Source organism: Kitasatospora sp. NPDC034023 (assembly GCF_055575795.1).
Map to the genome: position 1 here is coordinate 30,427 of NZ_JBVIRY010000051.1, position 15,296 is coordinate 45,722.

2 protein-coding genes are annotated in these 15,296 nt (G+C 75.0%); both read right to left on the bottom strand.

Annotation, left to right across the window (positions count from 1 at the left end):
• Positions 1-7: 7 nt before the first annotated feature.
• On the bottom strand, positions 8-9,412 hold the full coding sequence (locus tag ACZ52R_RS39310; protein ID WP_465755172.1) for a type I polyketide synthase: 9,405 nt from the start codon (positions 9,410-9,412) through the stop codon (positions 8-10).
• Positions 9,413-9,593: 181 nt separating this feature from the next.
• Positions 9,594-15,296: type I polyketide synthase (locus tag ACZ52R_RS39315; protein WP_465755169.1), on the bottom strand; the 5,703-nt coding region annotated here is incomplete at its 5' end.

Consider the following 15,296-nt stretch of genomic DNA (forward strand, 5'->3'; position numbering starts at 1 on the left):
GGACGTGTCAGGTTTCGTTGCTGTCGAGGGCCATGTCGATGAGGCTCGCCACGTCCATCGTGTCGATCAGGTCCAACTCGTCGTCGGAGCTGGTGGCGGAGCCGTCCGTGCCGGGACCGGCGAGCCGGAGCAGGGTGTCCAGCAGGCCGGCCTCGCGGAAGCGCGCCAACGGGATCGCGGCGAGTGCCTCCCGTAGCTGTGCCTCCTGCGGGTCCACCGCCGCCTCCCGGGCGCCGTCGGGGAACAGGCGGTCCCGGACGTGCTCGGCGAGGGCCGCAGGCGTCGGGTAGTCGAAGACGACGCCTGCGGGCAGCTTCAGCCCGGTGACCAGGGTGAGCCGGTTGCGCAGCTCGACCGCGGTCAGCGAGTCGAAGCCGAGCGCCCGGAATGCGCGGTCCGGTTCGACGGACCGGGCGTCCGGGTAGCCGATGGCCTCGGCCACCTCGCCGCGCACCAGTTCCAGCAGGGCGCGGTCGCGGTCGGCGGCCGGGAGCCCGGCCAACCGGGCAGCCAGGGCGCCGGCGTCGTCGCCCGCCCGGCCGGTGTCGTCGGCCGGCTCCGTGTCGAGGACGGCCCTGACCTCGGCCAGGTCGCCGATCAGGGGGCGCCGGCGGGCAGCGGTGTAGGCGGGCGTGAACGCCGCCCAGTCGACGTCAGCGACGACGCCGGTGGGCTCGCCGTCCGCCAGGACGCGCCACAGGCCGAGCAGCGCGGTGCCCGGGGCCATCACCGACAGGCCGAAGCGGCGCAGGTGGTGCTCGGCGTCCGCGCCGGCGGCCATGCCGGCCTCGGCCCAGGGACCCCAGGCCACCGAGGTGCCGGCCAGTCCGCGAGCCCGGCGGGCCTCCACCAGGGCGTCCAGGTGGGCGTTGGCCGCGGCGTAGCCGCCCTGGCCGCCGCTGCCCCAGACCCCGGCGACGGAGGAGAAGGTGACGAAGGCGTCGAGTTCCCGGTCGCCGAGCAGGGCGTCCAGGTGGGCGGCGCCGGCGGCCTTGGCGGCGACGACGGCGGCCAGTTGCGCCGGTCCGCTGTCGTCGAGCGGCGCGTCGGCGACCACGCCGGCCGCGTGGACGACGGCGGTCAGCGGCAGGTCTGCGGGGATGCCGTCGAGCACCCGGGCCAGTGCGTCGCGGTCGGCGCTGTCGCAGGCCGCGACGGTCACCCGGGCACCGAGCGCGCCGAGTTCGGCGACCAGCTCGGTGGCGCCGGGGGCCTCGGGGCCTCGGCGGCCGGTGAGCAGCAGGTGCTCGGCGCCCTCGCCGGCCAGCCGGCGGGCCACCTGGGCGCCGAGGGCGCCGGTGCCGCCGGTGATGAGCACGGTGCCGCGCGGCCGCCAGGGCACGGCCGGGCCCTCGGGCCGGCCGGTGACCCGCTCCAGGCGGCGCACGTGGAGGCCGGTGGCCCGGACGGCGAGCTGGTCCTCGCCGTCGGCGCCGCTGAGGGCGGCGGCCAGCAGCGGACCGGTGTGCGCGTCGAGCTGCTCGGGCAGGTCGACGAGACCGCCCCAGCGGTCGGGGTGCTCCAGGGACGCCACCCGGCCGAGGCCCCAGACCTGGGCCTGCTCGGGCGCGGTGGGACGGTCGCCGGCCCCGGTACCGACCGCGCCCGCGGTCGCGCACCAGAGCGGGGCGCCGAGCCCGGCGTCACCGAGGGCCTGCAGCAGGAGGAGGGTGGCGGCGAGGCCTGCGGGCAGTGCCAGGTGGGCGGGGTGCGGCGCCGGGTCGAGGGCGAGCAGCGAGAGCACCCCGGACGGCGTGCCGGCCTCGGCCTCCTCGCGAAGCCGGGCGGCCAGTGCTGCGCGGTCGTCGTCGCCGACGGCCCAGGTGACCACCCGGACGTCGGCGTCTTCGCGGGTGAGCGCGGCCGACACCTCGGCGGTGCGGTCGGCCGTGTCGGTCCCGGCGGGGACCACCAGCAGCCAGCTGCCGGACACCGGGGCGGCCGGTTCGGTGACCGGCCGCCAGACGGCACGGTAGCGCCAACCGTCCGCGGTGGACTGCTCGCGGCTGCGGCGGCGCCAGGCGGCGATCGCCGGGAGGGCGGTGCCGAGCGGCTGGTCGGCGTCGAGCCGCAGTTCGTCGGTGAGCGCGGTCAGGTCCTCGCGCTCGACGACCTCCCAGAAGCGGGCGTCCACCGCATCCGGCTCCCGGGTCGCCCCTGCGGTGGCCGCTGCCACGGGCGCGGGCCAGTAGCGCTCCCGCTGGAAGGCGTAGGTCGGCAGGTCGATCCGGCGGGCACCGCTGCCGGCGAAGTACGCGGGCCAGTCGACGGCCGCGCCGCGTGTCTGGGCGGTGGCGAGGGAGGTCGTCAGCGTCCGGGCCTCCGGGTGGCCGTGGCGCAGCACCGGGGCGAAGGCGGCGGGCCCGGCGGCGCAGCCCTGGCCGAGGGCGCTGAGGACGCCGTCGGGGCCGAGCTCCAGGTAGGTGGTGACGCCCTGGGCTTCCAGCGTCCGGACGGCGTCGGCGAAGCGGACGGCCTCGCGGACGTGCCGCACCCAGTAGCCGGGCTCGGTCAACTCGGCGGAGGCGAGTGCGCCGGTGAGGGTCGAGGCGATCGGGATCCGCGGCGCCTCGTACGCCACCTGCTCCGCAACGGCCCGGAACTCGTCGAGCATGCCGTCCATCAGCGGCGAGTGGAAGGCGTGGCTGACGGTCAGTCGCTTGGTGCGGCGTCCGTCGGCGGCGAGCTTCTCGGCGATCTCGACCACGGTGCTCTCGGCACCCGAGATCACCACGGACGTCGGGCCGTTGACCGCGGCGATGCCGACACCTTCGGTCAGCAGCGGCAGCACCTCGTCCTCCGCCGCTTCGACGGCGACCATCGCGCCGCCGCGCGGCAGCGCCTGCATCAGCCGGCCACGCGCCGCGACCAGCCGCGCCGCGTCCGCCAGCGAGAACACACCGGCGACGTACGCGGCGGCCAGCTCGCCGATGGAGTGACCGGCCAGCGCGTCGGGGCGCAGACCCCACGACTCCAGCAGGCGGAACAGCGCGACCTCGAGCGCGAACAGCGCGGGCTGGGTGTACGCCGTCTCGTCGATCAGCTCGGCGTCCGCGATCGCCTCGCGCAGCGGACGCTCCAGGTGGCCGTCCAGCTCCGCGCAGACCGCGTCGAGAGCCTCGGCGAACACCGGGTACGTCTCGTACAACTCAGCTCCCATGCCCCGCCGCTGACTGCCCTGGCCGGTGAAGAGGAAGGCGAGTTTGCCGCCCGTGGCCGAGCCCCGGACCACAGTCGCACCGGGAGTGCCGGCGGCCAACCCCTGTAGACCCCGCATCAACCCCTGCTCGTCGGCAGCCACCACGACCGCCCGGTGCTCCATCGCGGAGCGGCCGGTGGCCAGCGAGTACGCGGCGTCGCCGGGCGCGGCGCCGGTGGCCACCGCTCGCAGCAGCCGCTCGGCCTGGGCCCTCAGGCCGTCCTCCGTGGGGGCCGACAGCGGCACCGGCCAGACCGGCGGTGCGGCCGGGCCCGGCTCGGCGACGGCCGGCTCCGGCTCCTGTGCCTGCTCCAGGACGACGTGCGCGTTGGTGCCGCTCATGCCGAACGAGGAGACCGCCGCGCGGCGGGGGCGGCCGGTCCGCGGCCACGCCGTGTTCTGCGTCAGCAGTTCCACGGCCCCGGCCGACCAGTCGACCTCGGTGGACGGCGCGTCGATGTGCAGGGTGCGCGGCAGGACGCCGTGCTGCATCGCCAGCACCATCTTGATGACGCCCGCGACACCGGCGGCGGCCTGGGTGTGGCCGATGTTGGACTTCACCGAGCCGAGCCGGAGCGGCTGCGCACCGGTGCGGTCCTGGCCGTAGGTGGCGAGCAGCGCCTGGGCCTCGATCGGGTCGCCGAGCCGGGTGCCGGTGCCGTGCGCCTCGACGGCGTCCACGTCGGCGGCGCCGAGGCGGGCGGAGGCGAGTGCCTGGCGGATGACCCGCTGCTGGGAGGGCCCGTTGGGGGCGGTGAGGCCGTTGGAGGCGCCGTCCTGGTTGACGGCGGAACCGCGGACGACGGCCAGCACCCGGTGGCCGTTCCGTTCGGCGTCGGAGAGCCGCTCGACCAGCAGCAGACCGACGCCCTCGCCCCAGCCGGTACCGTCCGCGCCGGCCGCGAACGCCTTGCAGCGGCCGTCGGCCGCCAGACCGCCCTGCCGGCTGAACTCGACGAACGCACCCGGCGTCGACATCACCGTGACGCCGCCCACCAGGGCGAGCGAGCACTCCCCGGCCCGCAGCGCCTGGCCCGCCAGGTGCAGCGCGACCAGCGAGGAGGAGCATGCGGTGTCGACGGTGACCGCCGGGCCCTCCAGACCGAAGGTGTACGACAGCCGTCCGGAGACGACACTTGCCGCCGTGCCCGTGCCGAGCCGCCCCTCCAGGTCGTCGGAGGAGTTGGCGGCAAGGGTCAGGTAGTCCTGGCCGTTGGTGCCGACGAAGACGCCGGTCCGGCTGCCGCGCAGCGCGGCCGGGTCGATGCCCGCCCGCTCGAACGCCTCCCAGGAGGTCTCCAGCAGCAGCCGCTGCTGCGGGTCCATGGCGAGCGCCTCGCGCGGCGAGATCCCGAAGAAGACCGGGTCGAACTCGGCGGCGTCGTGCAGGAATCCGCCCTCCCTGGTACCGGCCCGGCCGGGCCCGTCACCGTGCAGGGCGGCGAGGTCCCAGCCCCGGTCGGTGGGGAACCCGGAGACGGCGTCACCGCCGTCGAGCAGCAGCTGCCACAGCTCCTCCGGTGACCCGACCCCGCCGGGGAAACGGCAGCTCATGGCCACGATCGCGATGGGCTCGTCGATGGCGGAGCCGGCGAAGTGGGCACCGCTGGTCTCCGGGACCGCCGATTCGGCGCGGCCGAGGACCTCGGTCCCGAGGTGGCCGGCGAGGGCGGTGACGGTCGGGTAGTCGAAGACCAGCGTGGAGGGCAGGCTCAGGCCGGTGACGACGGTGAGGCGGTTGCGCAGCTCGACGGCGGTCAGCGAGTCGAAGCCCAGCTCGCGGAAGGCCCGGCCCGCGTCCACCGCGTCCGCCTCCGCGTAGCCGAGCACCCCGGCCACCTCGGTGCGGACCAGATCCAGCAGGACGGCGGCCCGGTCGTCGGGGGTCAGCCCGGCCAGGCGGCCGGCAAGTTCGTCGGACGGGCCCTCGGGGCGGTCGGGCTCGGACTGCGCGGAGGTGGAGCGGCCGGCCTCGGGGATCTCGGCGAAGAGGGGGACGGGCACCGTCGTGCCGTCGAGCAGCCGCTCCCAGACGATGTCGGCGACGGCGAGCGCAGTGTCGCCGTTCTCCAGTGCCTGCTGAAGCGCGGTCATGGCGAGGTCGGGAGCCATCGGGGGCACACCCTCGCGGCGCAGGCGCACGGTGAGCCGGTCGTCGGTCGCCATGCCCGCCTCGGCCCACGGACCCCAGGCGATCGAGGTCGCGGGCAGTCCGTCGGCCCGCCGCTGCTCGGCGAGCGCATCCAGGTAGGCGTTGGCCGCGGCGTAGTTACCCTGACCTGCACTGCCGATCGTCCCGGCCGTCGAGGAGAACAGCACGAAGGCCGACAGGTCATGACCGCTGGTCAGCTCGTGCAGGTTGCGCGCGGCGTCCACCTTCGGCAGGGCCACCGATGCCAGCCGCTCGGCGGTCAGTGCGTCGATCACACCGTCGTCCAGGACGCCGGCCGTGTGGAAGACCGCGGACAGCTCGTGCTCGGCCAACAGGCCCGCCAGCGCCTCGCGATCGGCGACATCACAGGCCGCCACGGTCACGGCCGCGCCAAGGGCGGTCAGCTCGTCGCGGAGCTCGGAAGCCCCCGGGGCATCCGGGCCACGGCGGCTGGTCAGCACCAGGTGCCCGGCACCGTTGCGGGCCAGCCAGCGCGCGACCTGCGCACCCAGCGCACCCGTCCCGCCAGTGACCAGCACCGTCCCGGACGGCGACCACGCCGAGCCCTCACCACGCGCAGCACGGACCAGACGGCGGCCGAAGACACCGGACGCGCGGACCGCGACCTGATCCTCACCGGCATCGGCCAGCACACCGGCCAGCCGGCCGAAGGCCCGCTCGTCCGCGTCCACGGGCAGATCGACCAGACCACCCCACCGCTCCGGATGCTCCAGCGCGACGACCCGGCCCAGGCCCCACACCTGCGCCTGCACCGGATCGGCCACCCGCTCCGAACGCCCAGTGGCCACCGCGCCCCGCGTGACACACCACAGCGGCGCAGCGACACCGGCATCGCCCAGCGCCTGAACGAGAGCCAACACCTCGCCCGGTGCGGCAGCCGGGAGCACAATGCCCGCCACTGCCGCACCATCGGCCAGCACCGACCGCAACTCGCCCGCCAGTACACCGCGATCGGCCGTGCCGGCCTCGAAGACCCGCACCTCCGCGCCCCGACCGGTCAGCACCCCGGCCAGCTCCCCAGCGCCGGCCGCCACCAGCCACACACCCGACAGCCCATCCGCCGACTCCACCAGCGGCCGCCAGGCCACCCGGTAGCGCCAGCCGTCGACCACCGTCGCCTCACGGCTGCGCCGCCGCCACGCCGCCAGCATCGGGAGCGCGTCGCCGAGGCGGTCGCCGTCCTCCACGCCGAGGGTCTCGGCGAGCGCAGCGAGGTCCTCGCTCTCCACGGCCTCCCAGAACCGGGCATCCACCGGGTCGGCCGGCAGCCCGGCCGGGACGGGGCCGCCCGACTCCAGCCAGTACCGTCCGGGGCGGAAGCCGTAGGTCGGCAGCTCCACCCGCCGTGCGCCGCTTCCGGCGTAGAACGCGGCCCAGTCGACGGTGACGCCGCGCAGGTGGGCACGCGCCACGGCGCTGGTCAGCGTCTCGGTCTCGGGGCGGCCGGCGCGCAGCAGCGGGACGAACGCGGCCTCGGCCGCGGACTCCTGGCCCATGGCCGAGAGCACCCCGTCCGGCCCGAGCTCCACGAATGTCCGGACGCCCTGCGCCTCCAGCACCTGCACCGCATCGGCGAACCGGACCGTCTCCCGGACATGCCGCACCCAGTACTCGGGATCCGTCAGCTCGGCCGAGACGAGCACACCCGTCAACGTCGACACGACCGGGATCCGCGGCACCTCGAACACCACCTGCCCGGCCACCGCACGGAACGCGTCCACCATCCCGTCCATCAACGACGAATGGAACGCATGACTGACCGTCAGCCGCTTGGTCTTCCGACCCTGGGCCTCCCAGTCGGCAGCCAGCTCCAGCACCGCCCGCTCGTCGCCGGAAACCACCACGGAGGAAGGCCCGTTGACGGCGGCAATGCCCAGCTCGTCGCCGCGCCCGAGCAGCAGTGGCAGGACCTCGCCCTCGGCGGCCTCCACGGCCACCATCGCGCCGCCGCGCGGCAGCGCCTGCATCAGCCGACCGCGCGCGGCCACCAGCTTGCACGCATCCGCCAGCGAGAACACCCCGGCGACGTGCGCGGCGGCGATCTCACCGATCGAATGCCCGGCCAGGAAGTCAGGCCGCACACCCCAGGACTCGACCAGCCGGAACAGCGCCACCTCCACCGCGAACAAGGCCGGCTGCGCGTAACCCGTCTCATGGATCAGCGCCTCATCGGCGATCGCCTCACGCAGCGGACGGTCCAGATGACCGTCCAGCTCGGCACAGACCTCGTCGAAAGCCGCGGCGAACACACGGTGGGCCACGTACAACTCCCCACCCATCCCCACCCGCTGGCTGCCCTGGCCGGTGAACAGGAAGGCGGACGGCCCGTCGGCGACGATGTCCTGGAGCGCCTGCCCGCGCTCGCCCTCGGCGAGGGCGCGGAGCGAACTCCGCAGCTCCTCGGTGTCCGTGGCGACCAGGGCGGCACGGTGCGGCAGCGCGGCCCTGGTGGTGGCCAGCGAGTAGCCGATGTCGAGCGGATCGGCCTCGGACACGGTGTCCAAGTGGGCCAGCAGCCGGGCGGCCTGCACCGGGAGGGCGTCGGCGCTGCGCGCGGAGAGCAGCCACGGCACGGCCGTACGGTTGGCGCGGTCTGCGGCGACAGCCACCGGCGCGGCCGCCGGGGCCGAGGCGTCCGGGTCCTCGGCGGGCTCGGGGGCCTGCTCCAGGATGGTGTGGGCATTGGTGCCGCTGACGCCGAACGAGGAGACCGCGGCCCGGCGCGGCTGCCCGGTCTCGGGCCAGGGACGGGGCTCGGTCAGCAGCTCGACCGCACCCGCCGTCCAGTCGACGTGCGGGGACGGCTCGTCCACGTGCAGGGTCTGCGGGAGCAGGCCGTGGCGCATCGCCATGACCATCTTGATCACGCCGGCGACACCGGCGGCGGACTGGGTGTGGCCGATGTTCGACTTCAACGAGCCGAGCCACAGCGGCTGTTCGGCCGGCCTCTCCTGGCCGTAGGTGGCGAGCAGCGCCTGCGCCTCGATCGGGTCGCCGAGGACGGTGCCGGTGCCGTGCGCCTCCACCGCGTCCACGTCGGCGGCGGCGAGCCGGGCGTCGGCCAGCGCCTGGCGGATCACCCGCTGCTGGGCCGGGCCGTTCGGCGCGGTCAGGCCGTTGGACGCGCCGTCCTGGTTGATCGCCGAACCGCGGACCACGGCGAGCACCGGGTGCCCGTTGCGGCGGGCGTCGGAGAGCCGCTCGACCAGCAGGACGGCGACGCCCTCGGACCAGCCGGTGCCGTCCGCCGCGCCCGCGAAGGACTTGCAGCGGCCGTCGGCGGCCAGGCCCCGCTGGCGGCTGAACTCGACGAACACGTCCGGCGTCGCCATCACCGTCACACCGCCGACCAGGGCCTGCGCGCAGTCGCCGTCGCGCAGCGCCTGGCAGGCCCAGTGGAGTGCCACCAGCGAGGACGAGCAGGCGGTGTCCAGGGTGGCCGCCGGGCCCTCCAGGCCCAGCGTGTAGGCGATCCGGCCGGAGAGCACACTGGTCGCATTGCCGGTCAGCAGCCGCCCCTCGACGCCCTCGGGCACCTCGCGCAGCTCCGAGCCGTACCCCTGGTAGCTGCCGCCGACGTACACGCCGGTGCGGCTGCCGCGCAGCGACGCCGGGTCGATGCCGGCCCGCTCGAAGACCTCCCAGGAGGCCTCCAGCATCAGCCGCTGCTGCGGGTCCATGGCGAGCGCCTCGCGGGGCGAGATCCCGAAGAACTCGGCGTCGAACTCGGCGGCGCCGTGCAGGAATCCGCCCCCGCTCGCGTAGAAGGTACCCGGGTGGTCCGGGTCCGGGTGGTAGAGGTTCTCGACGTCCCAGCCTCGGTCGGCGGGGAACAGCGAGATCGCGTCGGTGCCGGTGGACACCAGCTGCCACAGGTCCTCCGGCGAGCGGACGCCGCCGGGCAGGCGGCAGCTCATCGCGACGATCGCGATCGGCTCCTGCTCCGCCTCCTCGACCTCGCGCAGCCGGCGGTTGGCCCGGCGCAGCTCGGCGGTCATCCACTTGAGGTGGTCGAGGAGCTTCTTTTCGTCTGCCATCAGCGGGCCGCCTTCGAAGGTGCCGGGTGGATCGCGCTCGTCGCGCAAGGGGACGGAGAGGTCGAGCGGAGGGTGGTGATCGGGCCGGCAGGGATGCCGGGGGAGGTCGGCGCCCCGGACAGGGGGGACGCCGACGGGGTGCCGGGGCGGGCGCGGCCCGCCCCGGCGTACACGGGGTACACGGTCAGGACCTGCCGAATTCCTTGTCGATGAGGTCGAGGAGGTCGTCGGCGGACACGTCGTCCAGCTCGTCCTCGTCGGCCTCGTCCACCGCGCCGCCGGCCGCGTTCCACTTGGCCAGCAGGGCCTGGAGGCGGGCGGTGACGCGAGCGCGGTCGGCGTGGTCCGAGGCGACGGCGGACAGCGTCCGGTCGAGCGCGTCGAGTTCGGCGAGCGCCGAGCCCGCCCCGGTGTCGTCGTCGCCGGCGATCTCGGCCCGCAGGTGGGCGGCGAGCACGGTCGGGTTCGGGTAGTCGAACACCAGGCTGGTGGGCAGCCGGAGGCCGACGGCGGTGCCGAGCCGGTTGCGCAGCTCGACCGCGGTCAGCGAGTCGAAGCCCAGCTCGGTGAACGCCCTCGCAGCCTCGACTGCCGCAGCCCCGGCGTAGCCGAGGACGGCGGCGACCTCGCCGCGGACCAGGTCGAGCAGCGCCCGCTCCCGCTCGGCGGCGGGCAGCGACCGCAGCTGCTCCTGGAAGGCCGCGGACTGCTCGGCGGTGCCCGCCTCCGGACTCGCGGTGGCACCCTCCAGCGCCTCGCGGACCTCGGGCAGGTCGCCGATCAGCGGCCGCGGGCGGGCGGCGGTGAAGGCCGGCGCGAACAGCGCCCAGTCCACGTCCGCCACCGTCAGCGCCGTCTCCCTGTGGTCCAGCGCCTGCTGGAGCGCGGCGATGCCGAGCTCCGGCGCCATCACCCGCAGGCCGCGCCGGCGCAGCTGCTCGGCAGCGGCGGCGTCCTCGGCCGCCATGCCGATGCCGCCCCACGGCCCCCACGCCACCGAGGTGGCGGCGAGTCCGGCGGCACGGCGCCGCTCGGCGAGGGCGTCGAGGAAGGCGTTGGCGGCCGCGTAGCCGGTCTGCCCGCCGCTGCCCCACACGCCCGCGATCGAGGAGAAGAGGACGAAGGCGTCCAGCTCGGTGGCGCCCAGGGCCGCGTCGAGGTGGACCGCCCCGGACACCTTGGCGTCCACGACCGCCGCCAGTTCGGCGAGGTCACTGTCCATCAGGGCGGTGTCCTGGGTGACGCCGGCGGCATGCACCACCGCGCGCAGCGGCAGGCCGTCCTCGCCCACGAGCAAGCGCTTGACCAGCGACTCCACCGCCTCGCGGTCGGACGCGTCGCAGGCCTCCAGGGTCACCCGGACTCCGGTGGCCGCCAGTTCGTCGCGCAGCCGGACCGCACCGGGGGCCTCGGCGCCGCGCCGGCCGGTGAGCACCAGGTGCTCAGCGCCGTTGCGGGCCAGCCAGCGGGCCACCTCCGAACCGAGCGCGCCGGTGCCGCCGGTGACCAGCACCGTGCCGCGCGGCCGCCACGGAGCCGTCGGGGCAGCGGGCCGTTCGGCGCGCACCAGGCGCCGGGCCAGCACCCCGGAACGGCGCACCGCCAGCTGGTCCTCGCCGTCCCCGGCGGACAGCACGCCCGCCAGGCGGGCCGCCGCCCGGTCGTCCACCGTCACCGGCAGGTCGACCAGACCGCCCCAGCGCTCGGGGTGCTCCAGGGCCACCGTCCGGCCCAGACCCCAGACCTGCGCCTGAACCGGGCTCAGCACGCCCTGGGCCGCACCCGTCGCCACCGCTCCGCGCGTCGCACACCACAGCGGGGCGCCGATCCCGGCGTCGCCGAGGGCCTGGACGAGCACCGCGGTCGCGGCCGGCCCGGCGGCGAGCGCCGGGTGGACGGGGTGCTGCTCCTCGTCCACGGCGAGCAACGACAGGACACCCGCCGGAGTCCCCCCTGCCGCGTCCCAGGCAGCGCGCAGCTCATCGGCGAGCGCGGCGCGCTCGCACGTGCCGGCATCGACCGCGATCCGCCGCACCCGCGCCCCGCCGTCCGACAGGGCCCGCTCGACGGCGGCGGTCCACTGCCGCGCGGCCTGCGGGAGCGTACCGTCCGCCGGGACGACCAGCAGCCAGTCACCGGTCAGCACCCCGTCGTACGAGGCGTCGGCCAGCGGCCGCCAGACCACCCGGTAGCGCCAGCCGTCCACCAGGTGCTGCTCGCGCTGCTGGCGTCGCCAGGCCGAGAGAACCGGCAGGACGGGCGCCAGGGCGGTCAGCGGGGACCGTTCGTCCGAGGCGTCCACCTCCAGGGTCGCCGCCAGCGTGGTCAGATCCTCGCTCTCCACCGCCTCCCAGAACCGGGCGTCCACCGGGTCGCCGCCCTGGCCCGCCGCGCCGTGCACGGCGGCCGCGACGGAGACCGGGGCCTCCGGCCAGTACCGCTGCCGTTGGAAGGGGTAGGTGGGCAGGTCGACCCGGCGGGCGCCGGTACCGGCGAACACGGCCGGCCAGTCGACCGCGAGGCCGCGGACGTGGGCCTGGACGAGGGCTACCGTGAGCGTGCGGGCCTCCGGGCGGCCGGCGCGGAGCACCGGGACGAACACGGCCTCGGCCACGGACTCCTGACCCATCGCGGACAGCACCCCGTCCGGGCCCAGCTCGACGAACGTCCGGACACCATCCGCCTCCAGGGCGGTGACCGCGTCGGCGAAACGGACGGCCTCACGGACGTGGCGCACCCAGTACTCGGCGTCGGTCAGCTCGGTGGAGACAGGAGCGCCCGTGAGAGTGGAGACGATCGGAATCCGCGGAAGTTCGTAGGTGATCTGCTCGGCGACGGCACGGAAGTCCGCGAGCATGCCGTCCATCAGCGGCGAGTGGAACGCATGACTGACCGTCAGCCGCTTGGACTTGCGACCCTCCAACTGCGCGACCACGGCCAGCACCACATCCTCGGCACCGGAGATCACCACGGAGGTCGGGCCGTTGACGGCGGCGATGCCGACGCCCTCGGTCAGCAGCGGCAGCACCTCCTCCTCGGTGGCCTGCACCGCGACCATCGCACCGCCGCGCGGCAGCGCCTGCATCAACCCGGCACGAGCCGCCACCAGCCTCGCGGCATCCGCCAGCGAGAACACACCCGCGACATGGGCGGCAGCCAGCTCACCGATCGAATGCCCGGCCAGCACGTCCGGGGTCAGACCCCACGACTCCACCAGCCGGAAGAGCGCCACCTCCAGCGCGAACAGCGCCGGCTGAGCCCAACCCGTCTCGTGGATCAGCTCCGGGTCGGCGATCGCCTCACGCAGCGGACGGTCCAGGAACTGGTCCAGGTGCGCACACACCGCATCGAACGCGTCCGCGAACACCGGGTAGGCGCCGTACAGCTCCTCCCCCATCCCGACGCGCTGACTGCCCTGACCGGTGAACAGGAACGCCGTCCGCCCCTCCACCACCGTGCCGTGGAGCGCGTTCGCGCCCGAGCCGCCCGTGGCCAGGACCCGGAGGCCCGCCAGCAGTTCCGTCCGGTCCTCGGCCAGCACGGCCGCCCGGTGTTCGAGCGAAGCCCGGCCGACTGCCGCGGAGAGCGCCAGGTCGGCGAGCCGGGCCTCGGGCTGCTCCTCGACAACGGCGATGACGCGCTCGGCCTGGGCCCGCAGTGCGGTCTCGCTCTTTGCGGACAGCACCACCGGCAGCACCGGCACGGTCGCCGCGGCGTCCTCCGGGGTCTCCTCGACCACCGGGGCCTGCTCCAGGATCGTGTGGGCATTCGTCCCGCTGATGCCGAAGGCGGAGATGCCCGCGCGGCGCGGCTCACCGGTCTCCGGCCAGTCGACGTTCTCGGTCAGCAGCGAGACGCTGCCGGCCGTCCAGTCGACGTGCGGGGTCGGCGCGTCCACGTGCAGGGTCCGCGGCAGGACGCCGTGCTGCATCGCGAGCACCATCTTGATCACACCGGCGGCACCGGCCGCGGCCTGGGTGTGCCCGAGGTTGGACTTCACCGAGCCGAGCCAGAGCGGCCGGTCGTCGGCCCGCTCCTGGCCATAGGTCGCGAGCAGGGCCTGCGCCTCGATCGGGTCACCAAGGCGGGTGCCCGTGCCGTGCGCCTCCACCGCGTCGATCTGGTCCGCCGTCAGACCGGCACCGGCCAGAGCCTGCCGGATCACCCGCTGCTGCGACGGACCGTTCGGCGCCGTCAGCCCGTTCGACGCACCGTCCTGGTTCACCGCAGAGCCACGGACCACCGCAAGCACCGGATGCCCGTTGCGCCGGGCATCCGACAGCCGCTCGACCAGCAGCATGCCGGCGCCCTCACCCCAGCCCGTACCGTCCGCCGCACCCGCGAACGCCTTGCACCGGCCGTCCACCGACAGCCCGCGCTGCCGACTGAACTCCACGAACAGATCCGGCGTCGACATCACCGTCACACCACCCGCGAGCGCGAGATCGCACTCACCGTTGCGCAACGCCTGCACCGCCAGGTGCAGCGCCACCAACGACGCCGAACACGCCGTGTCCACCGACACCGCCGGCCCCTCAAGACCGAACGTGTAGGAGAGACGGCCGGAGATCACGCTCGTCGCCGTACCGGTCAGCCGGTGCCCCTCGACCCCCTCCAGGCCGTCCACCAGGAGGTTCGCGTAGTCCTGGCCGTTGGTGCCGACGAAGACACCCGCCTGGCTGCCGCGCACCGAGGTCGGATCGATGCCCGCACGCTCGAAGGCCTCCCAGGACGTCTCCAGCAGCAGCCGCTGCTGCGGGTCCATCGACAGTGCCTCGCGCGGCGAGATCCCGAAGAACGTCGGGTCGAACTGCGTCGCCTGGTCCAGGAAACCGCCCTCGCGGGCGTACGTGGTGCCCTGGTGGCTCGGGTCCGGGTGGTAGAGCGACTCGACGTCCCAGCCGCGGTCGGTCGGGAAGTCGCCGATCGCGTCTCCGCCGCTCAGCAGCAACTGCCAGAGCTCCTCCGGGGTGTTGACCCCGCCGGGGAAGCGGCAACTCATGGCGACGATGGCGATCGGCTCGTCGTCCGCCACCGCCGGCAGGACCGCGGTCGGTGCCAGAGTGGCCGAGCGGCCGCCCAGCAGTTCGGCACCGAGGTGGTCGGCGAGTGCGGTGGCCGACGGGTAGTCGAAGACCAGCGTCGCCGGCAGGCGCAGCCCGGTCGCCGCGTTGAGGCGGTTGCGCAGGTCGACGGCGGTCAGCGAGTCGAAGCCCAACTCCTTGAACGCCCGGCCCGCCTCCACCGCCTCCGACCCGGCATAACCGAGAACGGCAGCGACCTGGCCACGGACGAGGTCCAGCACCGCACGGCCGCGCTCCGCCTCCGACAGCCCGGCGAGCCGCGCCGCCAGCGAGGAGTCGCCGGCACCGGCCCGCGCGGACGAGGCAAGGGCCGCGTCCATCACCGTGCGGGCCTCGGGGATCTCGTCGAACAGCCGCGTGGCCCGCACGGCGGCGGTCTCACCGGCGACTCGATCCCAGTCCACCGCGGCAATGGTCAGGGCGGTGTCGCCCTGGTCGAGCGCGTGCTGCAGGGCCGAGATCGCCAGCCCCGGCGCCATACCGACGACGCCGTCACGGCGCAGCCGGTCGGCCACGAGTTCCTCGGTGGCGAGCCCGGCCTCGGCCCAGGCGCCCCAGGCGATCGAGGTGGCGGGCAGACCGTCGGCCCGGCGCTGCTCCGCGAGCGCGTCCAGATAGGCATTCGCAGCCGCGTAGTTGCCCTGCCCGGCACTGCCCACCGAACCCGCCATCGACGAGAACAACACGAACGCCGACAGACCACACCCAGCCGTCAACTCGTGCAGGTTCCGCGCCGCATCCACCTTCGGACGGGCCACCGAAGCAAACCGCTCCCCGGTCAGACCATCCACCACACCGTCATC